This window comes from Mucilaginibacter sp., from assembly GCF_965200995.1.
In the GTDB taxonomy this organism is placed as follows: Bacteria; Bacteroidota; Bacteroidia; order Sphingobacteriales; family Sphingobacteriaceae; genus Mucilaginibacter.
The window spans coordinates 1,648,782-1,673,719 of record NZ_OZ241743.1 but is presented as its reverse complement, the minus strand read 5'-3'; the positions used below and the strand labels follow the sequence as shown (position 1 = coordinate 1,673,719).

25 protein-coding genes and 1 pseudogene are annotated in these 24,938 nt (G+C 44.7%); 17 read left to right on the top strand and 9 right to left on the bottom strand.

Translation table 11 applies throughout. The features are described from left to right. The first annotated feature begins 327 nt into the window (after nt 1-327). The 8 genes from ACY652_RS07905 (at nt 328) to ACY652_RS07870 (ending at nt 9,334) form a co-directional block, all read left to right on the top strand. Nucleotides 328-3,222, top strand: a complete 2,895-nt coding sequence (locus tag ACY652_RS07905; protein ID WP_462267611.1) for a hypothetical protein — start codon at nt 328-330, stop codon at nt 3,220-3,222. A gap of 118 nt (nt 3,223-3,340) precedes the next feature. After that, nucleotides 3,341-3,616 carry a PqqD family protein gene (locus tag ACY652_RS07900; RefSeq protein ID WP_462267609.1) on the top strand — a complete coding sequence of 92 codons (276 nt, stop codon included), beginning with the start codon at nt 3,341-3,343 and terminating at the stop codon, nt 3,614-3,616. After that, on the top strand, nt 3,616-4,083 hold the full coding sequence (locus tag ACY652_RS07895) for a lasso peptide biosynthesis B2 protein (RefSeq protein WP_462267607.1): 468 nt from the start codon (nt 3,616-3,618) through the stop codon (nt 4,081-4,083). Before ACY652_RS07900 ends, ACY652_RS07895 begins: the two co-directional genes overlap by 1 nt. Next, nucleotides 4,080-5,900 carry an asparagine synthase-related protein gene (locus ACY652_RS07890; protein ID WP_462267605.1) on the top strand — a complete coding sequence of 607 codons (1,821 nt, stop codon included), beginning with the start codon at nt 4,080-4,082 and terminating at the stop codon, nt 5,898-5,900. Before ACY652_RS07895 ends, ACY652_RS07890 begins: the two co-directional genes overlap by 4 nt. A gap of 41 nt (nt 5,901-5,941) precedes the next feature. Then, the gene (locus tag ACY652_RS07885; protein WP_462267603.1) at nt 5,942-6,100 is read left to right on the top strand and encodes a hypothetical protein; all 159 of its coding nucleotides are present in this window, start codon (nt 5,942-5,944) and stop codon (nt 6,098-6,100) included. Between the two features lie 51 nt (nt 6,101-6,151). Further along, nucleotides 6,152-6,301, top strand: coding sequence for a hypothetical protein (locus tag ACY652_RS07880; protein WP_462267601.1), 150 nt, complete (start codon nt 6,152-6,154; stop codon nt 6,299-6,301). Nucleotides 6,302-6,318: 17 nt separating this feature from the next. Then, a complete protein-coding gene (locus ACY652_RS07875) occupies nt 6,319-7,284 on the top strand; it encodes a hypothetical protein (protein ID WP_462267599.1) in 966 nt (321 codons plus the stop codon). After that, complete coding sequence (locus ACY652_RS07870; protein WP_462267597.1) at nt 7,262-9,334, top strand: prenyltransferase/squalene oxidase repeat-containing protein; 2,073 nt, start codon at nt 7,262-7,264, stop codon at nt 9,332-9,334. Before ACY652_RS07875 ends, ACY652_RS07870 begins: the two co-directional genes overlap by 23 nt. A gap of 13 nt (nt 9,335-9,347) precedes the next feature. Here ACY652_RS07870 and ACY652_RS07865 read toward each other — a convergent pair whose 3' ends face one another. Next, on the bottom strand, nt 9,348-10,535 hold the full coding sequence (locus ACY652_RS07865) for a nucleotidyltransferase family protein (protein WP_462267595.1): 1,188 nt from the start codon (nt 10,533-10,535) through the stop codon (nt 9,348-9,350). 7 nt (nt 10,536-10,542) lie between these two features. Further along, a complete protein-coding gene (locus ACY652_RS07860; RefSeq protein WP_462267593.1) occupies nt 10,543-10,770 on the bottom strand; it encodes a hypothetical protein in 228 nt (75 codons plus the stop codon). Between the two features lie 95 nt (nt 10,771-10,865). Here ACY652_RS07860 and ACY652_RS07855 point away from each other — a divergent pair, with 95 nt between their 5' ends. Together ACY652_RS07855 and ACY652_RS07850 are read left to right on the top strand one after the other, a co-directional pair. Next, nucleotides 10,866-11,048 (top strand): hypothetical protein, encoded by a 183-nt coding sequence (locus ACY652_RS07855; RefSeq protein ID WP_462267591.1) that lies wholly within the window; start codon nt 10,866-10,868, stop codon nt 11,046-11,048. A 48-nt stretch (nt 11,049-11,096) separates the two neighbouring features. Next, nucleotides 11,097-11,743, top strand: a pseudogene (locus ACY652_RS07850) (IS982 family transposase). 64 nt (nt 11,744-11,807) lie between these two features. Here ACY652_RS07850 and ACY652_RS07845 read toward each other — a convergent pair. The 4 genes from ACY652_RS07845 to ACY652_RS07830 all read right to left on the bottom strand — a co-directional run bounded on the left by ACY652_RS07845 (nt 11,808) and on the right by ACY652_RS07830 (nt 15,021). Next, nucleotides 11,808-12,611 carry an MBL fold metallo-hydrolase gene (locus ACY652_RS07845; RefSeq protein ID WP_462267589.1) on the bottom strand — a complete coding sequence of 268 codons (804 nt, stop codon included), beginning with the start codon at nt 12,609-12,611 and terminating at the stop codon, nt 11,808-11,810. 3 nt (nt 12,612-12,614) lie between these two features. Next, complete coding sequence (locus ACY652_RS07840) at nt 12,615-13,829, bottom strand: multidrug effflux MFS transporter (protein ID WP_462267587.1); 1,215 nt, start codon at nt 13,827-13,829, stop codon at nt 12,615-12,617. Nucleotides 13,830-13,904: 75 nt separating this feature from the next. Continuing rightward, nucleotides 13,905-14,552, bottom strand: a complete 648-nt coding sequence (locus ACY652_RS07835) for an NAD(P)-dependent oxidoreductase (protein WP_462267585.1) — start codon at nt 14,550-14,552, stop codon at nt 13,905-13,907. Between the two features lie 64 nt (nt 14,553-14,616). Next, nucleotides 14,617-15,021 (bottom strand): Rrf2 family transcriptional regulator, encoded by a 405-nt coding sequence (locus ACY652_RS07830; protein WP_462267583.1) that lies wholly within the window; start codon nt 15,019-15,021, stop codon nt 14,617-14,619. Nucleotides 15,022-15,416: 395 nt separating this feature from the next. On the opposite strand from ACY652_RS07830, the gene ACY652_RS07825 reads away from it, so the two are divergent. The 5 genes from ACY652_RS07825 to ACY652_RS07805 all read left to right on the top strand — a co-directional run bounded on the left by ACY652_RS07825 (nt 15,417) and on the right by ACY652_RS07805 (nt 20,285). Then, a complete protein-coding gene (locus ACY652_RS07825; RefSeq protein ID WP_462267581.1) occupies nt 15,417-15,623 on the top strand; it encodes a transposase in 207 nt (68 codons plus the stop codon). 657 nt (nt 15,624-16,280) lie between these two features. After that, nucleotides 16,281-16,577, top strand: a complete 297-nt coding sequence (locus ACY652_RS07820; protein WP_462267579.1) for a hypothetical protein — start codon at nt 16,281-16,283, stop codon at nt 16,575-16,577. A gap of 788 nt (nt 16,578-17,365) precedes the next feature. Beyond that, the gene (locus tag ACY652_RS07815) at nt 17,366-17,869 is read left to right on the top strand and encodes a hypothetical protein (RefSeq protein WP_462267577.1); all 504 of its coding nucleotides are present in this window, start codon (nt 17,366-17,368) and stop codon (nt 17,867-17,869) included. After that, nucleotides 17,853-19,289, top strand: coding sequence for an ankyrin repeat domain-containing protein (locus ACY652_RS07810; protein ID WP_462267575.1), 1,437 nt, complete (start codon nt 17,853-17,855; stop codon nt 19,287-19,289). The genes ACY652_RS07815 and ACY652_RS07810 overlap by 17 nt, the downstream gene beginning before the upstream one ends. Nucleotides 19,290-19,307: 18 nt before the next feature. Continuing rightward, a complete protein-coding gene (locus tag ACY652_RS07805) occupies nt 19,308-20,285 on the top strand; it encodes an ankyrin repeat domain-containing protein (RefSeq protein ID WP_462267573.1) in 978 nt (325 codons plus the stop codon). A 196-nt stretch (nt 20,286-20,481) separates the two neighbouring features. On the opposite strand, the gene ACY652_RS07800 is transcribed toward ACY652_RS07805, so the two are convergent. From ACY652_RS07800 to mutY, 3 genes are all read right to left on the bottom strand, one after another. After that, nucleotides 20,482-21,549: an NADH:flavin oxidoreductase gene (locus tag ACY652_RS07800; protein WP_462267571.1), complete on the bottom strand. Its 1,068-nt coding sequence runs from the start codon at nt 21,547-21,549 to the stop codon at nt 20,482-20,484. A gap of 513 nt (nt 21,550-22,062) precedes the next feature. After that, nucleotides 22,063-22,488, bottom strand: coding sequence for a single-stranded DNA-binding protein (locus ACY652_RS07795; RefSeq protein WP_462267569.1), 426 nt, complete (start codon nt 22,486-22,488; stop codon nt 22,063-22,065). 4 nt (nt 22,489-22,492) lie between these two features. Beyond that, nucleotides 22,493-23,563 carry an A/G-specific adenine glycosylase gene (gene mutY, locus ACY652_RS07790; protein WP_462267567.1) on the bottom strand — a complete coding sequence of 357 codons (1,071 nt, stop codon included), beginning with the start codon at nt 23,561-23,563 and terminating at the stop codon, nt 22,493-22,495. Nucleotides 23,564-23,743: 180 nt separating this feature from the next. On the opposite strand from mutY, the gene ACY652_RS07785 reads away from it, so the two are divergent. Both ACY652_RS07785 and ACY652_RS07780 read left to right on the top strand, forming a co-directional pair. Beyond that, nucleotides 23,744-24,040, top strand: coding sequence for an HU family DNA-binding protein (locus ACY652_RS07785; protein WP_462267565.1), 297 nt, complete (start codon nt 23,744-23,746; stop codon nt 24,038-24,040). A gap of 17 nt (nt 24,041-24,057) precedes the next feature. After that, nucleotides 24,058-24,930: a tetratricopeptide repeat protein gene (locus tag ACY652_RS07780; RefSeq protein WP_462267563.1), complete on the top strand. Its 873-nt coding sequence runs from the start codon at nt 24,058-24,060 to the stop codon at nt 24,928-24,930. Nucleotides 24,931-24,938 lie beyond the last annotated feature (8 nt).

The window sequence follows — 24,938 nt, the reverse complement described above, 5'->3', positions numbered from 1 at the left end:
GCGCATTACTCTGTGTTGACATCCATATCTCCATAAATAACAATTAAAGAAAAGTGTGTCGGATATCCTTTCACATATAAGGAACACAGTGTTCAATGGCTCCGTAATCTCTGTGTAGCAGCCAGATACAAATGCTGAAATCTATCGTATACACGTTGGGGAAAGTAAATCACATCCGTAACTATAACGGAAAATGTACCTATGCCTAACCTCCTCAACAAAAGAAATCCTAAAAGTTTAAAAAGAAGCTGGCTTGATTTTAGATAGCTGCCAGTGGAATATATTTTATTTCACACCTGCTATATAACAAACTCGTCATCACAATCTATGGAAAACTTTAAAAAACCACTTCTAAAGACCTTAAAATGGACCGGAATTTTTATAGCAGCTATCTTATTCCTGATGTTTATTCTTCCGATTTTATTTCCGGGAACTATTTCTGAGCAGGTGAAAATATTTGCGAATAAGCATCTGGCCGGTAAACTTGATTATAAAAAGGTACATCTTACCTTCTTCCGTCATTTCCCTTCGCTTACCGTATCTGTGGATGATTTATTGCTGAAAGGGTCCAGGCCCTTTCAGCAGGATACGTTACTGGCAGCTAAAGAGGTGGCAGCGGGCATCAACCTGAAAAACCTGATTTTTGATCATGAGGTAAAAATCGATGAAATTTATGTAATGGATGCTTACGCTAACGTTTATGTCAACAGTAAAGGGCAGGCTAATTATAATGTCTATGTTTCCAGCCCGTCCCAAAGTCCGAAAGACACGACGGAAAAGGGCACATCCATCAAACTGGAGCTCATCAAATTCAAAAACTGGCATATCAAATATATTGACCATACAGCTAAAATATTAGCAGATGCAAAAGGACTCAATTATACAGGTCAAGGCGGATTGAGTGAGGATATTTTCGACTTAAAAACCGATCTCAAAATTGACTCGTTGGATTTTAGCCTTGACCGGGTCTATTATGCGCAACAGAAATCTCTGCATGCTGAGCTGATTACCCGGATCAATACCAATGCACTGACGTTTGTACTCAGAAAAAATGAATTGAAAATCAATGATTTACCTCTAAAGTTCACTGGTTCCTTGAGTATTCTGAAAGACGGATATGACTTGGATATTAATGCCGCCTCAGAAAAAACGACCATTCGCGATATGATTTCGGTGCTGCCGCCACAGTACCTCGATTGGGCAAAGGACACAAAACTGGAAGGCAAAAGCAATCTGTTTTTCAGCCTGAAAGGAAAATTCAGTGAACCCAGGAACCTGAAGCCGAGAATGACGGCACGTCTCCTGGTTGACGATGGTACTATTTCCAACGCAAAGGCTCCGGTGCCCATGAAAAATCTTAATGTTGATTTGGGTATTGATTTGCCATCCTTAGATGTGGAACAGTTAGGGGTAGATATTAAAACATTAAGCTTCGACCTCGGACAGAGAAACACTTTTCGTGCTGTAGTGAAAACCAAAGGGTTGAGCGAAATGAGCGTTAATGCCAATCTAAAAGGCACCATCAATCTGCAGACACTGGATGCGGCCCTGGGCCTGAAAGATGTGGATATGAAAGGGCTGATGAATGCCGACATAAAGGCAAACGGTACTTTCAGCATGGATAAAAAGCTGTTCCCTAAAACCAACGGCTATTTGGCACTGAAGGACGGCTGGCTTAAAACGAAGTTTTATCCTAACCCGATACAACATATCAATTTGACCGCTAGTATCCAAAACCCGGAGGGTACGTTCCGCAGCCTTGGGGTGAAACTGATGCCTTTCCAGTTTGATTTCGAGGGAAACCCGGTGTTTATTAACGCCGATTTACAAAACTTCGAGGATTTGCTTTATAAAGTACGAGCCAAGGGGACTTTAAATGTGGGGAAAATTTACAAAGTCTTTAAAAGAAAGGGGATGGATGTTAGTGGCTTGATTACGGCGGACCTTTCTTTGAATGGCCGGGAAAGTTATGCGATCACGGGCCAGTACAACAAATTGGACAATAAAGGCACTTTAAACCTAAAAAACATCAAAGCGGCTACTACTTACTTACCAAAGTCATTTTACTTAAAAGAGGGCAGCTTTCAGTTTGAGAATGAAAAAATGTGGTTCCGGAAGTTTTATGCCACTTACGGGAAATCTGACTTCGCGCTGAACGGTTATCTGCTCAATACCATCAATTATTTTATCGAGCGTAAAGGAACGCTTCATGGAAACTTTGCGTTGAACTCCAACTATATTTTGGTGGATGAATTTATGGCGCTCAAAAGTGGCGACAATGAGGATAAATCTTTAGAAGTGGAATATGCCAAAGCCGAAAACCCGAAGAGCACCGGTGTGGTCATTGTTCCTAAAAATTTGGATGTCTCATTAGTAACTAGTGTAAGAAAAGTAGGATTTAAAGGGTTGAATATCAGTCAGCTTAAAGGTACTGCTGCGGTGAAGGCAGGCCAGGTCTATTTAAGAAGCACGTCTTTTGACATTATCGGCAGCCGGATGAATATTGATGCACGTTATCAAAATGAATCTCTCCTAACTGCCAACTTTGATGTAGCATTGAAAGTTATGGACTTTAATGTTCAACGCGCTTACAAAGAAATAGACATGGTGCGCAAGATGGCTACTTCTGCTAAGGATGTGAGCGGTATCGTGTCGCTGAACTATAAGTTAAAAGGCGATTTTGATAAAAATATGAATCCTATTTATCCTTCTTTAGAAGGCGGAGGTGTGGTCAACCTGAGGGATGTAGCCGTAAATAACTTGAAAATGCTTTCAGTGATCGGCGATAATGTTGGAGCCGATGCCTTTAATCATCCGGATATGAAAGGGGTCAACATTGTTACCCACATTAAGGATGACCTGATTCATATCGATAAATTTAAATTCAAAGTCTCCATTCTCCGGCCATCCATCAGTGGAACGACAAGCTTTAATGGGTTATTGGATATTTTGGTCAGGGTAGGGCTGCCTCCTGGTGGCTTGATCGGTATTCCGGTTGCGGTAACCGGGACGAGCGAGAAACCCAAGCTTAAGTTTTTCAGCCGGAAGGGTCAGGGTATCCTGACTGCGCTGTACAACCGGAAAATCAACAAGGTAATCCGCAAAGAAGAACGCGCGCCCAAAGAATCGAAGAAAGAGCAGCGCAAAGAGAAAAAAGCGCAGGAGGAGAAAGCCAAAGAGGCAGAAAAGCGAGTAAATAAAGACCTTGGGAAAAATGGATAAAAAAAATCTTGAACCTTTAAACCGGGAAGTAACGAATGAAACGTAAATTATGCCCCTAAGCGTAAATCTATCAGTTACATTTAATAAAATTAAGATTATAATTGCTAAAGTTGAGAAAATGAATTTATTGGGAAAAAAAATAAAGGTTTCGGAGCATGCGCTGGTTCAGAAACTGGGCGACGGCTTAGTGATTATGAATTTGGATACCGAAGATTTTTATGAACTGAACGAGGCAGGTAAACATTTTTGGGAACTACTTACTGAACACCTGGAAATAGCAAAAGCACTATCAACTTTGCAACAGGAGTATGATGTAAGCCCAGAACTGTTGGAGAAGGATATGATCCAATTGATAAGCGGCTTAGTAGACAGAAAAATAATAGCAGTAGTTTAATGTATAGTAGTGCCAATATTTTGCTGCTTGCCCAAGCGCTAAAACGCTATCGCCGCGTAGTTTATTTAAACCGTTGCCTGGTGCTGGCGATTGAAGTCGGCCTACGTTCGTTGGGCTTAAAACAGACTGAGAAGATATTAGCCCGTTTTGTACCGGCCGCTATACCGATGGATGAGGAGGAAGCTTTTATTATTTTAGACCGCTATTCCACCATTTTTAACGAAATTAAGCATCAGCCCTTTTTAAAGGGGCGCTGCCTTTCTCGCTCGCTGGCTATGCAGTTTGCTTTGCGTCGCCAAGGCATTTATACCAGTTTGCGCATTGGCATTAATATTCAAAAAGGTTTGTTTGATGCTCATGCCTGGCTGGAAAAGGAAGGCCTTTTGCTGAATGACCATCCGGCAAACACCAGCACCTACTTTGTATTGCCCGAGGAAAAATTAAATCCTGCACTCAAATTTAAATGAGCGGATTTGCAGCTTTGATATCGCCGGGGCTTAAGCCGGCCAACAGCGAGTTGATGGACCTATGCCAACAGGAAATTGCAACCTGCTGCGATGATTACCTGGGCCGCTGGAAAAGTATTACCGCCGATATGCGGTTTGGGTGGTTACAGGTAACGGATGACACCGAAACCGAGCAGATGCCTTTTACCATTGACAAACAAGTGTACATTACGGGCGATGTGCGCCTGGACCACCGTAACCGGCTGATTACACAATTACAGAAACATTTCGCCAACATTAGTAGCCGTACGCCGGATGCTTATTTGGTGCTGTACGCGTACCATTACTGGGGCGAAGCGCTGATGCAGCACTTGACCGGCGATTTTTCCTTTGCCATTTGGAATGAGCATACCCAAACGCTTTTTTGTGCGCGGGATCATTTTGGTATCATCCCCCTGTATTACGCACAAACGCCGCATGGCTTTTGGGTAACCAATTTTTACCGCGCGCTAAAGCAGGTGCCGGGCGTTATGGGGCAATTGGATGATGAAGTTTTGCGCGATTATTTCTTTATCGGCAAAAACGAAAGCTTTGATCATACCATTTATAAAAGCATAAGCAAACTGCCGCCGGCGCACCAGCTGGTTTACCGAAACGGCGTGCTAACGATATCGGCTTACTGGGAGATACCTGCATATTCCGAACCTGTTACCTATAAAACAACTGAAGAATGTGCTTCACATTTTTACCGGCTGTTTGAACAATCCGTGGCCGACCGTACCCGCAACAGCAGCATCTCGTGCCATTTAAGCGGCGGTATGGATAGCTCATCCATCACGGCTGTCAGTAAAAAGCTGCTGCAGGCCAAATATGGCGATGAGGGTATGCAGCTAACAGCCTACAATTACACTTCGGGCCAGCCTGTAATTGAAAGCGAAGGCTTTTTTTCCGATTTGATAGCCCGCCACCTGCAAATCCCCATACGTCATTACCTGGCTGATGAACCCGCCGGTAATTTTCCAGAAGAGGATAAAGCCTGGTTTCCGGAGCCGGCCGGGGCATCGGCCGTGGCGGCAGAAGGGAGTATGATTGGCGATACATTGGCCACAACGCGCATAACCTTGTGTGGTTTTGGCGGAGACCCGCTTTTTGAATATCACCCCCTGCTTTGGCTTAAAGATGCCAAACAAGGGCACTGGAGCAGTCTGCTGCGCAACGGCGTTAGCTTTTTAAAAACCCATGGCCGGCTGCCGCCTATTGACCTTACCGGCATCATTAAAAAACGTATGAAAACCGAGCAGGTTAAAGCAGTTGCCGTACCGGCGTGGTTTAAGCCCGGCTTTTTTACAGATGAATATCTGGCCCGGAAACAAACATTAATGATTTCGCCGCAGCGTACCTCAAGCGGCATGTTTCAGCACCCGTTCTGGTCATATTTGTTTGAAATGAGCCATCCGGGTTTCAGCGGGGTAAAAATGAAATACCGGCAGCCTTTTTTTTCGCTCGATTTGTTTTTGTTTTTACGTGCTGTACCGCCGCATTTATTGTATAAGAAGCTGCTATTACGTCTGGCAATGCTGCCCTACCTGCCTGCAGCGGTTTTACACAGGCAAAAAACACTGGCCTATGGTATATCACCGCTTCACAACTTCAACGCCGGAGGCACAATCAGCACTTTAAAAACAAAGCTGCCAAACCTGCCTGCGTCCTTAAGCGGCATTGTTGAGCCCGATTTGCTGCTGGCTGAAGTAAACGATCCGGTAAGCTTGAAAGCCGCCGACTTCAATAAAATTGGTGCCCTAATTAATTTATTAATTTGGAATTCAATTCAGCGTTAAGTATTTATAAATTTTTATATCTTCGGAAAATTCACAACCTTATGGAATTAAATAATCAAAACACAAAAAAACAGTACCAACAGCCTGAAATTAAAGATTTAGGTAAAATTGGCGAAGTAACGAATACTACTGCAACCAGTGGTGCTAACGGCGATGGTGCTGCAGACCCTTTCAGTACATCATATATTTATATGTCGTAAATTAGTTATAGTATGATTCAAAGGTTTCACTCAAAGTATTAACAAGCAATCATGGAACTAAACAACAGTACAAAAAAACAATACCAACAGCCTGAAATTAAAGATTTAGGTAAGATTGGCGAGGTAACGAATACAAATTCAACTTTTACCGGCAATGGGGTTGATACGGGTAGTAACAGCCCTAATATGTATGCATCGTAATATTTGCCTATAAGATTTTGCAAAATAAAATTCAGTCGCTTTATGGCATCCATTTCAGCCATATAAGCAATCATGAATTTCAAGGGCTGAAGCAGCACTTCAGTTTTCAAGTTATCAGTAGGCTGCCTGGCTCCGCCGGTGATGGGGAGGCCATTTTTACCGGCACAAGTGTTGCTGGTCAGGAATGCCTTCTGTTTGAATACGCTGACTCAACTGATAAAGTAAGCTTTTTGATATCACCTGATGGCAAAAATGTTAATTATACGTTTACGGGCGCAGCATCTTCCCAAACCGTACAGTCGCTTATCCGGGGCAGTATTACCAAATATTGCCTGCAGCAACAAGGCTATTTTTGCCTTCATGCCGCCGGTTTAAACATAGGCGGAGAAGTAATTTTATTTATCGGTCAAAAAACGGCAGGCAAGTCTACCCTGTCTGCTTATTTTCACTTACAAGGCCATCCGGTTTGGTGCGATGATTATGCCGTATTGCAACCGCAGCCCAACAGTTTTAATGTACGCCAGGGTGACGTATCCCTAAAAATTACGCAAAACACCGTCAACGCCTTAAACATACCTGCAGCCAATCTTAAAAGCGTATTTACCTACGCCGATGGTTATGCCCTTGAGGGCAGTGGCCGGCATATTGAGGGGAAGTATTACTTTACCCAAGTTCCAACACCCGCTTCAGCCACTACGTTACCTTTGGCTGCCGTGTTTTTGTTGCAGCCCCGGCAAGAAAAGCCGGTTGCCCTTATTAGCAGACCCTTGCAAGCCGAAGCCTTTACCCTGCTGATGAACGAAATGATGCTGCCGGGCATAAGTCCGAAAGCATATGTACGCCTATACTTTCAATCGCTTAAAACATTATTAGAAGTTACGCCGGTTTACAATATACATGCCCCCGATGATATAACCCGGTTGCCCGAAGTATATGAGGCTATACTCAAAACAACTGCCAATGCCCGGAGAGCCAGCAGCTGATCAGTCGCTCTTGCCGGCACTGGAAAGTTTTTTTGACAGTTTATCAACCCCGCTGGTTTCGCCTATGCAACTTGGGCTGCTTAAGAATGCGGCTGCCTTTTTTCCCCCAATTTTGCGTTTGGGCCTGGAGTGCCGTTTAAACGGTCGCGAGCAGGTAGATTTGCAGTTGTGCTTTCGCAGGGACGAAGACGACCTGAATTTTATTTTCCATTGGTTTGAAAGGCAATTTGGCGGCACCGGCGAGGAAGAAGTGCTGCTGCGTAACTTCTTTGAAAAATGGGCTAACCCGCTGTCGAGCTACCACCAGGATATTGTGGAAGTATTTTTGGAACTGGATGTCCTGCCGTCCGGCAATCACATACCTCTATTGTTTTTGGCCTTAGACATCAGCCTATCAGCAGCCGAACGTAAAGCATTTTGCAATACCCTGCTAAGCGAAGTTTTAGGATATAACAAAAGCTTTTTTCCAACCCTGAATACCGTTATTGATGCCTGCCCACCCGGCGCTGCAGTAGCTTACGTGGGTATTCTTTGTTCGCGGAATATTGATATTTTAAGAGTAAACATTAAAAAACTTGCCGCCGCCGAGGTGGTGCCTTTCCTGGAGGCTATTGGCTACCAATGGCTAAACTCGCAGTTAAAGGATTGTATTGACTTTGTTTACAGCTATGCCGACCGGGTAACGCTATGTATTGATTTAGGGCAGAGCGTTTACCCCGGTATCGGCTTTGAATGCTTTTGGAACGCACAGCCCCCTAAAGAAACCTACTGGCAGCATTTTATTACCGAACTAATAAACCGGGGGCTGTGCGAACCTGCTAAAGCCGAAGCCATTTTAAATTGGGATGAAGATATTTTTCCGGACAAAGAGAGCCGCTGGCCCGAACATTTGTGGCTTGAATCACTATACGCACCCGAGCATGAATTTATTTATCTGAAAAAGAAGATATCGCATCTTAAATTGTCTTACCATCCCGGCAAGCAGGCCGAAGTAAAGGCTTATTTAGGCTATGGCAATTTGCGGATGGATTTGAGCATAAAAGAAGCGAAGGTACCAAAACCACTAACTAATGTGCCGGTGGCTATAAACCAGTTAGATAATGCTATTAGCCACGGTATAGAGTTTTTACTGCAAGCGCAAACGCAAACGGGTTGGTGGAAAGATTTTCATCTGCCCGCCGGCCGTAGTGACGAATGGGTTACGGCTTATATAGCCTACCACATTTCGCAAATTTCCGATAGCAGGCTAACCCAACCCTTGGCTACCGCCTGGGATGCTTTGCAACGAAGGTTTAAACCCGACAGCGGATGGGCCTATAATGCCTTGGTACCCGCCGATGCTGACAGCACGGCGTGGGCTTGTTTATTTGCGGACAGTATAGGTATAAACAATATAGTTACACAAGAGGGGCATACCCTGCTAAATAGATATTTTACCGCCGAAGGCGGGGTGGCCACGTATGCCGGGGATGAGCCTATACGCAAACTGACCCAATTATCTGAAGAAGCTTCTTTTAGCGGGTGGCAAGGTGCCCATCTGTGCGTAACTGCCGCTTGTGCTTTAACAGGCCATAAGCAAGCCCTGAATTATTTGCTACAGCATCAAAGCAGCTGGGGGTACTGGGAGAGTTACTGGTGGACGGCAGATGAATATGCAACAGCCTTAGCCACAGAAGCACTATTGAAAGAAAATGCATATGAACATAGCGGGCCTGCATTTAAGGCAACCAAGTGGGCAACCACTGAACTGGCTAAACTTTTACAAGTGCAAGGAAAAAGTTTTCAAATAGCGCTACTTTTAAAGATATTGCTTGCCACTAATAATAACCGCCAATACCAGGCGGATATTGAACAAGCCGTAAAATATTTGCTGAACACCCAACAGGCATCTGGCAACTGGGCAGCGTCTGCCGAGTTGAGAGTGCCCATGCCGGGTAATGCAGCCACTGCCGGCGGCGCAGATACCTGGCTGGTAAAAGACCTGCAAACAAATTTTACAACTGCAACCGTCCTCTATGTATTAAACAAATACTGCTGTATGCTTAAGTAAGCTGGCTATCTGGTTACTTATTTTTTTTGATCTTTTTGGTAATTAACCGTTCATACATCAACCTAAAGGGCTTAAGCGGTATCAGCAAGGGTACGGCCCATGCCGGCAGGCGTGCCAATTTTAAATCGTTTAAATTGGGCTGTAACAAGCCATACAAGGCTTTGGTATTAAATCGTACCCTTTGACCGGGACTTTGATGAGCGCCGATGATACGCCACAGCTGCATATAGTCTTGCCATTGATTGGAGTACCGGCCTGCTTTAAACAAGCTGTACCTGGCTTGGGGAAACTGCAAGTGGCCCTGCGCTATTCCTAATACTTCGCTTAATGCCGTCAATCCCGAGAACAGAAAACCAGCGTAGCCATACTTTTTGAATACTTGATGAATAAAAGGCCAGTTAAGCTGTTCATCAGCCGCCTGAATCATGCACGCTAAATCAACTAAATTTTTAAATTTCCACAATGGCTCTTTAATCAAGTGGTGCGAAGCGGTGCATATAAAATCGTGAGTCGGACTTAAACCTGTATTCTTATCACTTAGGTGCTCAGCCAGTTGAGGGGCAAAAAACGAAAAATCGGGAAACGGATCAAAGTAATGTTCCAGCAACTGCCATTGTATTTCTACCGAACAGTTCAGCCCTGATGGGTGCGGGGGTGGCCGGAAAGACAACTCTTTATGATGACTGATGAGATAACTCAAATAACGGTCGGCAGCATCGAACTTTGACCGGTACCCTAATTGATATAAATGGCTCCTGATTCTTTCAACACTGCCCTTATCAACCAAAAAATCTATATCCGTACTTTCACGCAGAAAAGGCTGCCTGTAGTACTTCCCGGCCAGCGCCATACCTTTATACGCAATAATTGCTACACCTAATTGTTCAAATTCGGTTAGTAGTTGCCGGGTTAGTTTAAACTGGTAAAAGTTTTGTCGGGTGATGGTTTCCGCATCTTTTTTTAATTTATCGAAAGTAGGTGCATCAACCGGTATTTGGTTGACAGAAACAACATCATAAACAAAGCCCCTAATGTTGTTAACAGATACACTTTGATAAAATGCAGGCCAGTTAATTGCATTACTAGTTAAAAAACTACCGACCTCTTTAACGTTTTGGGTGCCGAAATACAGCCTTGCTAATAGGATAATTAACGTTTGCTCATTATTATAGGCCGATTGCAGTTGAGCAATTGATAACATAAACGGGCTAACGGGTTTCAATAACTTTTTTATCAAATTTAATCCACCGCATTTTCCAGTCAGTTTGAAAGGCCTTTTTTAATTCTTCTACTGAAAATATTATTCCTTCTTCGTAAGCTATAGATACCAGGTGTGGCATAGACGTTACCTCAACCGCTTTCGGAACTTTGTTTTGCCGGCATTTGTTGATGAAATAAAGTGCATTCTGTACCGACATATGTAAGAGCTTGTTCAAATTTTAATTTAACGTGAGTTCGGAACAATAAAAGTATTAGAAAAGAGAGCAAAGGGTACGGTTTTCGTGAATAACCAATTGAAATTCAATTATATATGTTAATAGAACTTCCAATGCTCAGAGATAAATTTATAGAAATTTTCGTTAAGGTGGATGACTTCTGCAAAGAATTTAAGCTTGAAATCAAAAAACACCAGTTGGACGCAGGTAACTGCAAGGTCAGAAACAGAAAAGCATCGCTTTCAGACAGCGATATCTCCACTATTCTGATCGCTTAATACAGCGCTCATTTTTACTAATTTCAAGCACTTTTATTTAGCTCGTATTTGCTTATACTACAAAGACTGTTTTCGCAGTTCGGTTCCTTACAACCGCTTTGTGGAATTACAGCAAAGGGTAGCTGTACCGATGATGCTGTTTTTGAAAACGCGTTGCCTGGTCGCTCACGTGGCATTAACTTTATCGGTTCAACGCATATTAAGGTACACCATAACAGGCGTATCCATAACCATAAGGTATTTGATTCGGTGGCGCAGCGGAGACAATATTCACTTGGTTGGTTTTGTGGCTTTAAACTACACCTGATTATCAACGACAAAGGCGAAATGCTATCTTTTACCTTACAAAAGGCAATGTTGACGACCGGAACGTAAAGCTAATGACCTCAATGACCGAACAGATATTTGGTAAGTTATTTGGTGATAAAGGTTATATCGCTAAAGCATTGGCCGAACTGAAATGGGGTAACGGCATCCAGATGATCACCAAACCACGCAAAAACATGAAGGCCTTTAATATCTCCCAGGCTGACAAGATCATGCTTAGAAAAAGAGCGATTATCGAATGCGGGATTGGTGAATTGGAAAACATATGCAAACTGCAGCATACCAGGCATAGGTCGGTGAACAACTTCTTGATGAATCCTATGGGAGCCCTTTGTGCTTATCACTTCTTCCTTAAAAACCTTCCTTAAACATCTAATTTCAAAACAACGATAATCAACTACTTTTGGCCGCTTAAACTGAACTCACGTTAATTTAGTCCAACTTAACCCACTCACCCGGATCAAGAACTATAGCCCGGATATTCAATTCATTTAATGATGCATACAGCCGTGTAATGGCATTTGGCGTTTCTACGTAAATAGGCGGCATATGGAGTGACTGGTAATGAATAGGCACAACCGACTTTGCTTGTAAGATATGCGCTGCTACAGCAGCCTCTTCGGGCGTCATAACAGCCTCCAGCGTACTTGGCGGCTGCAGGAACGGGAATGTAACGACGGGGCCGTTAATCGGCAGGAAAGCCACGTCAAAAGGCCCGAATTGGTTTGCAATCCGCCACCAATAGCCATGAAACAGCGTGTCTCCGCCATGGAATATCCTGCGTCCGCCGCATTCTACAATCCAGCTGATCTGCCTGTCTCCAAACCCGTCAACCGCCGGCGCTGAGCATACCCGGAATGGCCCTGCCCTGTGCTCCTCCCAGTCTCCCACTACTTTGGTTGCAAGATCATATTTGCCAAATTGTGCCTCAGCATGGCTGGTTAGCTGCAAATCCGCTTCAACGCCGGTTGCCGGGGCCGGCCTGAACACCGGGGCGCCGGGGCGTAGTGCCTGCGCTATAGCGCCCGGATCTGCATGATCTGCATGCAGGTGAGTAAGCAGTGCGCCTGCTGCTGCGCCAGGCTGCAACGATGGCGGAAAGGGCTCATCGGCACTCCGGAGCGGTACAAGAGGCGACGTATCCTTAATGTAATCGATCACCAGGGTTTGACCGTCAAATTCTATTTCGGCGCCCGCCCAACCCAAACGGCGCATCCTTACCATGTTCTTTTGCATAAATTATTGATTAGTTACTTGTAATTTACATTGCTTATTAATAGCTGTACCGCCTATAAAGAAAACAAACAAAGCGATAATTGCTGTTGAGGCCATAATTCCGGCCAAAGGGACGGGCGAGTGGCCTTTGAATAAACTCACAGCCACCCCCGATATGCCCGCAAGCGACCACTGTATCAATCCGAACAGTGAGGCAGCAGACCCGGCTTTCTTTTCAAAGGATGCCATTGATAATGAAGCGGCATTGGGGTTTATGATACCGATACAGCCGAGGTAGATGAAGATAAGGATTGCAGTTCCTGCCATTCCAAACCATCCCTGATATAAACCATACAAAATAACAACGCTGATTATTACCATAATGGCAGCCGCCCCGAAAGCTGTTTGTGCTGCTTTGAAATGTTTGGAAAAAACCCTGTTGAGCTGGCTGAAACCAATAAAACCCATAGTTATTATAGCAAATATCCATCCGTAAGTATGGCCGGATACCCCATAACCTTCCATGAATATGGCCGGCGAAGCAGCGATATAAGCGAACATGCCGGATGACGCCATACCGCCGCCAACAGCATAAGTAACAAACGAGGGCGTTTTGATGACCTGCCAATATCCTGCGGTAACAGACTTTATATTAAACGGTTGGGAAGTATCAGTTTGCCCGGACTCCGGAAGCAGGGTATAAGCTGCTATCAGAATAATAAACGCTATCAGGAACAGTACAATAAAGATTGTTGGCCAGCCAAATGCTGTTACAATAAATCCGCCTATAGTGGGGGCTATCATGGGCGACGCACCCAAAACCAGCAGCAGCAGTGAAAATATCCTGGCATTATCTTTTACCGGGAACAAATCGCGAACCATGGTCATTGATACAACTCCGGCTGCACAGCTGCCTATGGCTTGCAAAAATCGCAATCCAATCAGTATGCCGATGGATGGTGCAAAATAACAGCCTGCAGTAGCGATAAGGTATAAACTCAAACCTGCATAAAGGGGCTTTTTGCGGCCAAACCTGTCAAGTAAAGGCCCATAAAGCACCTGCCCTAAAGCTATGCCCGTAAAAAAGCTGGAAAGGCTTAACGTTACCCTGCCGATACCGATCCCAAAGCTTTTGGCGATTGCCGGGAAACCCGGCAGGTACATATCAATTGAAAATGGGGCCAGCGCCGTTAGGGCGCCAAGTACCAGGATTAGTGTGTAATAGCGTTTCCTGGTCATATCAGGGAAAATTTCAAAAAGCAGTTTATACTGCATTCCATATCTAAACGAATTATCATGCTATCGGACGGCAACTTAGTAAGCAACCGTAAAACGCTGGCGGCTGTGCCGGGGCTGCTCAATCTCATCTACGATAGCCATAGCCATATCCTCTACTGAGATAATACTTCGATGTTCTTCGTTGAATACCGGATTATCGCTACCGGTACGGTAGGCGCCCCTGCGAACGCCGGATGTACCCGGATGCATTTCTGCAGCAGGACTCAGGAATACCCAATCTAACTCGGTTTCCTTTTTAAGTTCATTCAAATAATCACGCGCGGCTGTTGCGCCGGCTTTGTATTCGGCGGGAAAATCCGGTGCATCCACCAGTTGTTTACCATTAACAAATAAGCTGCCTGCACCGCCAACAACCAGCATGCGCTTAACACCCGATTTTTTTACCCCTTCTTGTATAGCTTTTGAACCGTTCAGAAAATCTTCGTAAAGATTTGGGTTGGTCCAGCCGGCATTAAAAGCGCTGATTACGGCATCATGGTCTTTAACGGCATTGGCAAGCGCCTCAACCTCAGTTGCGTTGATGTTAGCGCTTGATAAATTAATCTTAGGCTCCAACTTTTCCGCGTTGCGAACTATAGCTGTTACCTGATGCCCTTTTTGCAGCAACTCATTTAATACTGCTTTTCCTACGAAGCCTGTTGCTCCAATTAATGCTACTTTCATGTTTAATATATTTATTGGTAAATAAGAACTGTAATAAAATTTGTTACAGTATTGGTTAAAAAAATTAATTAAATTTTTTACAAAAATCTGCCAGTGTTATTGTGCTCAGCTTATTAATTAATGCATCGTCAGCCTGGTTGTAAAGTTCGGTAAGGTGAGCATTGATCTGTTTTCCGGTTTTACATTCAGGATTGGGCCTATTCAGCTTGCCCAATAAATGTGCTTTATTTACTGCCTGGTAAATATCAGACAGCATAATCTTACCGGCAGGCTTTGCAAGCGCCGTTCCGCCGCCATTGCCTTCCTTAGCTTCCACAAAACCCTGTGCACGGAGAACGCTTAACGATTTACGTACCATAGCAGGGTTGATGTTGATACTGCCTGCAATGTAAGAAGATGACAGATACTCTCCGGTGATTGCAAGCAACGTGAGTATATGAATGGCCGTTGCAAATTCAATATTATTCAACTGTATTAATTACTATTACAGTACAAAGGTATGCAAATTTTTGAAGGATGCAAATTTTTAAGTTTTTAGAATGATAAGCTTAAAAGAACCATCGTTAGCAGCTGCATGTTCAACGGCCTTATCCGCACCATCATGATCAAAAGATGCACATTAAAATTGTTTAGCCTTAGCAGCCCCGAATGTGCAAAACAAAAAGAAGGGCAAGCGGACAACTTTTCGTGCATTACCATTTTGGTTCCAGAAGATTGGTTCAAATCATAAGTAAACAACTTGTCGATTCGATTGGTGGTATGTATAGTGTTTGCTGTACTTTGCTTCTTTTCTTACCAAAAAAAGATTGATTAAAAAACTGATTAGTAACTATCTCATAAATGGTAAAATAATAAATTTGTTATGTGAGCAAGTTAAGCCACAAGCAGTGGAAGAAGATTAAAAACCTGGTGCCGGATGGCATTAAGCGAACAGATGGCAAAGCCCGTCCCTGGTGCAATAAGCGGGAAAGGCTGGATGGGGTGCTGTGGATATTACGAACAGGTACACCCTGGAAAGACCTGCCGGCAGGTTATCCATCCTATCAGACCTGTCATCGCAGGTTTCAGTAGTGGGTGAAAAGCGGGATGTTTACGGCCATTATTGAAGCCTCGGCCATTGACCTTTACGAGCTAGGCAACATCAATCTGAGCTAATGCGTTACAGATGGTACGTTTTGTATGGCAAAAAAAGGAGCTTACTAATGGGAAGAACTAAGAAAGGAAAAGGCACCAAAATCATGGTAATCACAGACGCTGCCGGTGCTATACTATCTGCCTTAGTCCACAGTGCCTCTCCACTGAGGTAACACTGGCAGAGCAAACGCTGTAAGACGGTTTTATTTTCCGCATCCCGAGCGGCTGATTAGTGATAAAGTGTATGACTCAGATAAGCTGGATAAACGGTTAAGTGAGCAGGCACTGAACTGCTTGCTCCGCACAGGGCAGGGCGCAAAAAGAAAAAGACACAGGGCAGCAGAAAGCGCAAGTGGAAAGTGGAACACTTCTTTGCCTGACCGTTTAACTACCGCAGAACAGTGGTCAGGTATGAGTATCATGATGAAAATTTCAAAGCTTTTGTACTTTTAGCTTGTTCTATGACCCTGATGAGGTCCTTTTTTCATTTATGAGATAACTTCTGGCAAATCAATATGCCGTTATAAGTGGCTGGATAGAAGCTGCAGACACTTATTTTTTTAACCGAATTTCAATCAAACCTTTACACAGTGCATGGTCAACTTAGTTTTGAGGGTTAACTTTTGGGTATTGGGAAGCTGTTTTGTTTCTGGCCTGTTTGAAATTAAAGCTCCAGTGTATCTTGATTTGCTGCCGGTTTTGTTGCGCTGCCCAGGCATCTGCAGTTTGCCTGAATTCTTTCAGGTTACTGATGCACCTGTTCAGGCAGTGCCTGAACAGGGCGAAAAACCCAGTTTCGGCCATGCTGAGCCATGGGCCTGCCTAGGCGTGAACACAAAATCAAGCTGCCCGCTGAACTTACTGGCTCTGGCCAGCAACAGGTACTCATAAAAGGCGCCTTTGCAGTGGCTACTGCGGTTGTCACGCACCGGCTTGATCTTTGGGCCGCCTGCGTAAAGCCCGTAGGAAAAGTCACCATATCGGTGCCATGAATGAGGTTCATCGATAAACATCTATAGACATCTTGTATATTGCCTTAAGAGCTATTTTCCTACTCTTCAGAATTATCAGAAATTTATTAAGAAGCTATCATTGTCAAATTGGAAACCAACATAAGCTTGCAATTGAAACCAAATCAGAAAAAGGGTGTTATTTGAACGACTAAAAACCAAAACATAACTAAAAAAATCTAATGTTGTCATCCCTTCTAAAACAAAGATAATGGCGCTGAGAATAGCGATCTCACCGGCAAAATCATGAATGCTTTAGTACCTGCGATGGCAGAACACTGGCTCAAGATCGAACCATATGCCAACCAAGCTTTAGCTGCTGCCCAAAATGACGAAACTTTCAAATGCTGGCCCACAAGGTGTATCCTTGGCTTCCCATGGTGGTACGTTTAGCTATAAAAGAAGATAAATTTGTCACCTTTACGCGGCAACACAAAGTTCCGCTTTTGGCTAAACTGACGGAACTCAAAAGTAGGCCAAATACCTGAAGGAGTTTTGCGTTGTACAACTGTTACGATTCCTCTTTAATAGAGAACGTTGTGGTTTTAGATCAACGCTGTTTATGGAAGTAGCTGCAGGCGCTTGCAGATAATGCTACAACCACGTTTTTAAAACAGGATAGCCGCGGTGTGATCGGGCCTGACTAATTCAAATGAACAACCTGCAAATATGCTTTTAGGAACAACAGCTACCAACAACACTGCTTCAAGCACAGAAGCATTGGTTATTCAGCTACTCTTGCAACAGCGCTATGCAGAAGCGTACGAAGTGCTGATCAATCAGCAGTCCCCTTCAACCGCTGCGCTTTACAATATGGCACTGTGCCTGCACTGGAGCGGTAATTACCGGGGAGCTTTAAGCCGGTTGGAAAGGATTCAACTTACCCCGCAAGTGAGCAACGGCAATCAACTGCAGACAGACAGCGATTACAGGCAAATCAAAAACAAGCAAAATCAAACAGATGACTATTTGCATGGAATCAGCGAAGCCTACATGAAAAGCTTTCCTGCTTTAGGCCATGATGCCGTCGTTCGGCTTAAAACAGATTGCTGGTTACAACTGGGCAATTATGCAAAGGTGATTGCTATTGCCACACCGATTGCTCACAAAGGATACAAAAATATTATAAATGCACTTAAATTAGCCGCCCCCCCCCATGACAACAGAATTTAATGAAATTAGGGATGCCTACCAGCGCAATATGTTTGCATCGGCAGGTGATCAGGTCGATATATTAAGCTTGTACAAGCAGCTGCCTGCTATTACTATAACCAATGATTATGGAGAGAGCCTGTACCATTTGGCAGCTCGTTTCACTGATGCGGAGGCCATCCGGTTTTTAAAAGAGGCCGGGCTAAAACCGGCTGCAGATCAATACGGCAACACAGCGCTGCACGCCCTTACTAATACCAGGTTTGACCTTAGCGATCCGAAGCTTGAAGAAAAAGCGGTGCAGGTTTACTATGCCGCTCAGGGTTTACTGGAGGCGGGCGTCAATCCCAAAAAGAAAAATGATTCGGGAAAGCTGGCCTACTTTGAAGCAGGTTTGCTGTATATATGGCCCTTTTTACAGGCTATGGGTGAAGCCGGCGTCAGGATGGACGCTGCTGAGGCCGGGGGCATGAACCTGCTGCATACGATATGTGATAAATTGGCTAACCGAAAAGATATTACCGGCGCTGTAGCCGCAGCCACCAAAACGATACGCGTACTTTTGGAAAAGGGCGGCATAGATATCGAGGACAAGGATGTGTTCGGTACCACGCCGCTAGCTTATGCCCAGCGCAGCGGTGTAAAAGAGATAGCAGCACTGCTTTCAGGTGATGAAAGCGATGTGGCCACCGGCGGGATGACCCTGCATGAGGCCGTACTGAACCGGGATGCCGAAGCGGTGCAGGCGCTAATACAGCGCGGCGCGGATCTTAACGAGGTATCGGACCAGTACCTGCGCACGCCGCTCATGCTGGCTTGCGAATACGCTTCTGCGCCTTTGGCAGAGCTGCTGGCCAAAGGTGGTGCCGATGTTAACTTCAGGGCAGGCAACGGTGAAACGGCAGTCTATTATCTGCTCACTAAGGCGATGACCAATTTTGGCAGGGGAATTAGCCGGGAAAGTAAAGACATTGTAAAAATGCTGCGCTTCTTGTTGGCTGGCGGACTGGATACGAATGCTGCTGTGGACAATGAAGGCAATACCGCCCTGAACCTGCTATGCCAGGCAGGTTATCTGGCTGATTTGAATACTACATTAGCCGAGGAGTTGATTGATGCCGGAGCTGATGTGAACCAACCAAATCAATCGGGTAAAACGCCTTTGATGACATTCGCCGAGCGGGGCAACGAAATGAAATATGGCATTTCTGAATTATTGCTGGATAATGATGCTGACGTTACCTATGTTGACCAATCAGGCAATACTGCCTTGATTTATGCCGCCGGAAATTCTGATCAGATGTCGGGCAAGAGAACAATCTCTTTAATTCTGGAAAAGGACCGATCAACACTGGACCGGGTGAACAACGCCGGGCAAACGGCAATGGACGTGGCTATTCAGCAAAACAACGAGGCTGTAGTTAAACAACTCATGAACTAAACAGGTAAGCAAGGCACTATGGACAACATGTTTATAAACGCATGTAAAAATGCGCAAAAAGGAATTGTAGAGGCTTTTCTGAAAAAAGGAGGCATTAATGTAGATAAGCGCGACAGCTTAGGCAATACACCTCTATATTATGTTTGCAGTAAAGGGGCCAAAGATATCACCAAGCTGCTAATTGACGCCAGGGCTGACGTTAACCTGGCCAATAACACCAGCGAAACGCCACTGCATATGGCCGCACGTCAGGGTAGCAAAGAGGCCATTAAACTGCTCGTTGATGCCGGCGGCGATGTAAATGCTGCCAGTAACAGCGGGCAAACGCCGCTGTTTTATGCCGTACTGGCTTACAAAACAGAAACGGCCTTATACCTCATTAGCTTGGGTGCCAATACTGTAGTTAAAGATAATACGGGTTATAACGTACTTGACCACGCCACAGCCAACGGAATGCGCGATTTAGTTGCTGCAATTTCAAACGAGAGCGTAGCGCAAAAAGATGACCACGGCAACACCCCGCTGCACCAGGCGGTTTATAACAACCGGAGCGAAACGGTGAAAGCGCTGCTGAAAGCCAATGATTCCAACGTAAACGAACTAAACAATGATGGGGTAACTGCGTTGGTGTTGGCCGTAAACAACTCCAATATTCATTTGGCCGAACTACTGTTGAAAAGCGGGGCTGATGCTAACCTGCACCTTTTAAACGGAAACTCAGCCCTGCATTATGCCGCCGGTACAGGTAATTATCATATAGGCAAACTACTGCTTGGTGCCGGGGCAGATATCAACTCGCGTAATAGTTACAGCGAAACGCCGCTGCTTGTAGCCGCACAATGTGGCTTTAACGATTTTACGGCTATGCTGATTGAAAAGGAAGCAAATGTAAATGCCGTAAACAACGAAAGCCGCAGTGCCATGGACTTTGCCAGTGAGCGCGGTTACACCGAAATTTTGGAACAATTACTAATAGCAGGCGCCAATGGAAAGTAATTGCAGAACTTAGCTACAGATGGAAATTCAGTAGAACTGATTGAGCAATAACTTATTTATGTGGAGGCAGTTAAGACGCGCTTTAAGTTGATACTTCTGTTAAATTTGTTTTAACCTATGAATTAGCTAGACTTTAATTAAAAGTCGCATTAAATAAAAAGACTGTACCTTGATTTATGATACAGCCCCGTTTCATTTAATACAACTTTGCCATGCTTGCCGCCTCAAAGGGCTGCAACTGATCGAACTGATTATTTTTTAATTTCTTCACCCAGTTGGAGTCTTGCAGTATAGAACGGCCAATGGCGATCAGGTCAAAATCACCGCGCTCAAAGCGGCGCAGCAGTTCGGCCATGTCGGTTACGCTGGAACCTTCACCTTTCGTAAAGGCCCCCATAACGTCGCCGCTTAAGCCCACCGAGCCTACAGTGATGGTAGGTTGCCCGGTAATCTTCTTGATCCAGCCGGCAAAATTCAAATCCGAGCCTTCAAATTCCGGTTCCCAGTAGCGGCGTTGCGAGGCATGGAAGATATCAACCCCGGCTTCGGCCAGCGGCTGTACCCATTCTTCTATTTCCGCAGATGTTTGCGCCAGTTGTACACTGTAATCCTGCTGTTTCCATTGTGAAAGGCGTAATAGGATCACCAGATCGGGCCCTGCCTGGCGGCGTATTTCTTTTACAACATCTACGGCAAACCGGCTTCTTTCTTTCAGGGTTTTACCGCCATACTCATCAGTACGGGTATTGGTTTTCTCCCAAAAGAACTGATCGATCAAGTAACCATGCGCCCCGTGTATCTCAATAGCATCAAAGCCCAAAGTTTGCGCATCCTTTGCCGCTTGTCCGAAAGCCTTAATGGTGGCCTGTATATCTTCGGCCGACATACTTTCCGGACTCTCCATAGGTAATGATGGCCGCCATTCCCCCATCAGCGGAACATCGCCTACATGCCACAGTTGCGGGGCTATAGCGCCCTGCTGCCCATGCACGGCATTCACCACTTGCTGCCAGCCGGCCAATGCGGCATCGCCATAAAAATTAGGAATATCTTTGGCATTTTTAGAAGCAGGGCGGTTAATCACTGTGCCTTCGGTTAAAATCAAACCAACTTCAGCAGCGGCACGGCGGGCGTAGTATTCAGCTACCTCGGCGGTGGGTACACCATCGGGCGAGAATACGCGTGTCATAGGTGCCATTACAAAGCGGTTGCGCAGGTGTAGGTTTTTGTATTGAAACGGTTGAAAAAATGGTTCGTAGTTCATATGTGTTTTTATTAGTTACGCAAAGTAATTAATAATAGTTTACATTAGTAACCATGCAAGATTAATAGTAGTAACTTTAAGGTAACCACAAAACGAAAAGCGCATATTTATACTGTGCCTGCCCTATGCACAGCTCTATGGCTATACTTTGCACCAAGCGGAAACCCATCATCTGTGCATTGCGGAAAAGTAACGCACATTTCGGGTAAATTCTGGCAGCTGTAGGCTTGATTCCAAAAATGCTCATCACCACCTGGAGAGAACTAAAGAGATGTGGTGTAATTAACGTGAAGAATACCGGAGGTGCCGCCACGTATAGCACACAGCTTTAAGAGATAAGGAGCAGGCCCTGTTGCCTGTAATGCTGCAACCGGTAAGCGAGATCAATAGCATTAGGTGCCACTTTAGGATTTCATAGTTCCGGTACATAAAATTGCCTGCACACCTCAGGCATAAAAAAAGCCGTCTACAATAGCAAACGGCCTGTTAGGTTTTTATTATACCGTATTGCCCTTAGAAAGGCAAATCATCATCAGCAGTACCGTTGAATGACTGTTCCAAGCCTTCATTTTTGTAGTTTTGGCGCTGTCCGCCTTCGTTCTCGAAATCGCTTTTCCGGCCCAGCATCGTAAAGTTTTCGGCCACTATTTCAGTGGTATACTTTTTAACGCCGCCTTTGTCTTCAAAGGTGCGGGTACGCAATTTACCTTCAATGTACACCAACTTGCCCTTTTGCAAAAACTTGGCAGCTACATCGGCCAGCCCTCGCCACATCACAATGTTATGCCACTCGGTTTGTTCTACTTTGCGGCCATCTTTATTAAAACTTTCTGAAGTAGCCAACGGAAAACTGGCAACTGAAACACCGCCATCCAAATTCCGCACCTCGGGGTCTTTTCCTAAATGACCCACTAAAATTACTTTATTAATACCAGACATATACTTAAAGCGAAAATAGAGAATTATATTTTAAATTAAAAAATTTAGTTAAAAATGTAAAAATGATTTTAGGAAGCGCATATTGCTCTAAACTTTCTACTTCTGCAAAAAACCATTCTTGTTTTAATTGAATTGGCGGACGGGCTAACTGTGCAAACTTTGCATGAATACGTTGATGTGTAAGTACATGTATTTGAGCCCCAAATACTTCTGATATGGTATTACCGGCACCAAAAAAAGCCTGCACTTCCGGCTGTTGTATTAATGCATACGGTAATACCGGCGACATGGTTTCAACGGATGGTAAATCATACATATTAGCCCATATATCGTTGTCATTTCGTTTGTTTAAAAGGATACGATCATTATCCAACACCAAAAAATAAGTAAAAAAGCGTTCTTTAACCTTAGTCTTTTTCAGCTTTACCGGTAATTGGGCAACCGCATTGTTCAAAAAGGCCCGGCATTCCTGACGTACCGGGCAGGTGCCACAGGCCGGGCTTTTAGGCTTGCACAGCATCGCCCCGAATTCCATTATAGCCTGGTTGTGCAGGGCGGGCTGATCTCTGTTCAATACTCCATCAGCCAGTTTACGAAATATCTTGATCCCTTCGGTACTGTTAATCGGGGTATCAATACCAAAATAACGGGCCAGCACCCGGTACACATTCCCGTCTACCACCGCTTTGGCCTCATTAGCAGCAAAGGAAGAAATAGCAGCCGCCGTATATTCACCAATACCCTTTAGTTGTATGAGCTGCTCATAAGATGTTGGAAAGCGGCCGTTATGTTCAGCCATTACCTGCCGGGCTGTTGTAAGCATATTGCGCCCGCGCGAATAATAGCCCAGGCCCTGCCATAACTTTAATATTTCATCCTCGCTTGCAGCCGCAAAATCAGCTACCGTTGGGTAAGCTTCTGCAAAGCGCCTGTAGTAAGGCAGGCCTTGCTCCACGCGGGTTTGCTGTAATATAATTTCTGAAAGCCAGATCAGGTATGCATCTGTAGTATGCCGCCAGGGCAGGTTACGCTTATGCTGCTTGTACCAGCTTGCTATTTCATCTGCAAAATTCATTAACAATATAAATATACTAAAATTTTTAGGATTTCAGGAGATTTATTTAATAAAAAAGAGAACAGGCGACAACCGAACGTAAAAAAAACACGGTTTTATTTTTCTCTTTCCTTTTTAACCTATACTTTTGCAACCCCAAAACAGTTAAGTATTTACATAAAAATTTAATAGAAAAAAGATATGACTAAGGCGGAAATAATTGCTGAAATCTCATCTAAAACAGGCATAGAGAAGGTTGATGTTCAGGAAACTGTTGAGGCGTTCTTCAAGGTGGTAAAAACCTCGATGGTAGAAGGCGAAAATGTATATGTAAGAGGTTTCGGTAGTTTTGTGGTAAAGAAAAGAGCTAAAAAAACCGCACGTAATATCTCAAAAAATACCGCCATTATTATCCCCGAGCACTTTGTGCCCAGTTTTAAGCCTGCAAAAACCTTTGTAGAAAAAGTAAGAACCGGCAATAAAAAGTCCAAAAAATAAGTAAAACCGCACATCTCATGAATAAAAAGCAAATAGTTGTAATCGGTGTCATTGTAGTAATGATGGGCTATTTGTATGTGCAGCCGGTAAAGGGGCTCATTAAGCCAAAAGAGGGACGCTCCAGTGCATCATCTGGTGGCGGTCAGGTTTCTGAAGCTGCCCCGGTAGCCAACGTAACGGTAGATATGGTATCGGCTTCGGCTAAAGCGGCGCTGGCTCCGGCTTTAGCTACCCAGATCAGTAACCTCGAAGGACAGTTGAAAACCGCAAAAGGCGCAGCCAAGATTACCCTGCAGCGCCAGTTGACCAAGCAATGGGATGATGTGAACATTCAGGCCCCGGCCGCTTTTTACTACCAGGAACTGGCCAGAAGCGGCGGTAAATTTGAAGACTGGCTTACTGCGGGCAACCGTTTCAATGAGGCTTACAAGTTTACGCAGGACAGTACCATGCAGCCGGCATTTAATGCCAATGCAGCCGCTGCTTTCCGGCAGGCCATCAAGCTGAAGCCGGAGAACCTTGATGCACAAACCGGTTTAGGCGTTGCCGATGTAAACGGCGCAGCCGCCAGCCCGATGGAAGGCATTGGCATACTGCGCGGCGTGGTAGAAAAAGACCCCGGCAACTGGAACGCCAACTTAGCTTTGGGCCAGTTTGCCATGAAATCGGGCCAGTATGAAAAAGCGGTGGGCCGTTTCGAAAAACTGGTGGCGCAAAAGCCTGATGCCAAAAAACCGATACTGGAACCGTATTTTTACCTGGCCGAAAGCTATAAGCAGCTGGGCCGGAAACAAGAAGCCATTGCGGCTTACCAAAAATGTAAAGAATTAATGCCCGACCCAACCTTCGGGAAGCGTATTGACGATTTTATAAACGAATTAAAAAATTAACTCACTTA

Bases quoted from the DNA above. Each gene is read 5' to 3' on its own strand.
- ACY652_RS07905 (WP_462267611.1), top strand. From the start codon at position 328: ATGGAAAACTTTAAAAAACCACTTCTAAAGACCTTAAAATGGACCGGA.
- ACY652_RS07900 (WP_462267609.1), top strand. From the start codon at position 3,341: ATGAATTTATTGGGAAAAAAAATAAAGGTTTCGGAGCATGCGCTGGTT.
- ACY652_RS07895 (WP_462267607.1), top strand. From the start codon at position 3,616: ATGTATAGTAGTGCCAATATTTTGCTGCTTGCCCAAGCGCTAAAACGC.
- ACY652_RS07890 (WP_462267605.1), top strand. From the start codon at position 4,080: ATGAGCGGATTTGCAGCTTTGATATCGCCGGGGCTTAAGCCGGCCAAC.
- ACY652_RS07885 (WP_462267603.1), top strand. From the start codon at position 5,942: ATGGAATTAAATAATCAAAACACAAAAAAACAGTACCAACAGCCTGAA.
- ACY652_RS07880 (WP_462267601.1), top strand. From the start codon at position 6,152: ATGGAACTAAACAACAGTACAAAAAAACAATACCAACAGCCTGAAATT.
- ACY652_RS07870 (WP_462267597.1), top strand. From the start codon at position 7,262: ATGCCCGGAGAGCCAGCAGCTGATCAGTCGCTCTTGCCGGCACTGGAA.
- ACY652_RS07865 (WP_462267595.1), bottom strand. From the start codon at position 10,535: ATGTTATCAATTGCTCAACTGCAATCGGCCTATAATAATGAGCAAACG.
- ACY652_RS07855 (WP_462267591.1), top strand. From the start codon at position 10,866: ATGTTAATAGAACTTCCAATGCTCAGAGATAAATTTATAGAAATTTTC.
- ACY652_RS07845 (WP_462267589.1), bottom strand. From the start codon at position 12,611: ATGCAAAAGAACATGGTAAGGATGCGCCGTTTGGGTTGGGCGGGCGCC.
- ACY652_RS07840 (WP_462267587.1), bottom strand. From the start codon at position 13,829: ATGACCAGGAAACGCTATTACACACTAATCCTGGTACTTGGCGCCCTA.
- ACY652_RS07835 (WP_462267585.1), bottom strand. From the start codon at position 14,552: ATGAAAGTAGCATTAATTGGAGCAACAGGCTTCGTAGGAAAAGCAGTA.
- ACY652_RS07820 (WP_462267579.1), top strand. From the start codon at position 16,281: ATGGTCAACTTAGTTTTGAGGGTTAACTTTTGGGTATTGGGAAGCTGT.
- ACY652_RS07815 (WP_462267577.1), top strand. From the start codon at position 17,366: ATGCTTTTAGGAACAACAGCTACCAACAACACTGCTTCAAGCACAGAA.
- ACY652_RS07810 (WP_462267575.1), top strand. From the start codon at position 17,853: ATGACAACAGAATTTAATGAAATTAGGGATGCCTACCAGCGCAATATG.
- ACY652_RS07805 (WP_462267573.1), top strand. From the start codon at position 19,308: ATGGACAACATGTTTATAAACGCATGTAAAAATGCGCAAAAAGGAATT.
- ACY652_RS07800 (WP_462267571.1), bottom strand. From the start codon at position 21,549: ATGAACTACGAACCATTTTTTCAACCGTTTCAATACAAAAACCTACAC.
- ACY652_RS07795 (WP_462267569.1), bottom strand. From the start codon at position 22,488: ATGTCTGGTATTAATAAAGTAATTTTAGTGGGTCATTTAGGAAAAGAC.
- mutY (WP_462267567.1), bottom strand. From the start codon at position 23,563: ATGAATTTTGCAGATGAAATAGCAAGCTGGTACAAGCAGCATAAGCGT.
- ACY652_RS07785 (WP_462267565.1), top strand. From the start codon at position 23,744: ATGACTAAGGCGGAAATAATTGCTGAAATCTCATCTAAAACAGGCATA.
- ACY652_RS07780 (WP_462267563.1), top strand. From the start codon at position 24,058: ATGAATAAAAAGCAAATAGTTGTAATCGGTGTCATTGTAGTAATGATG.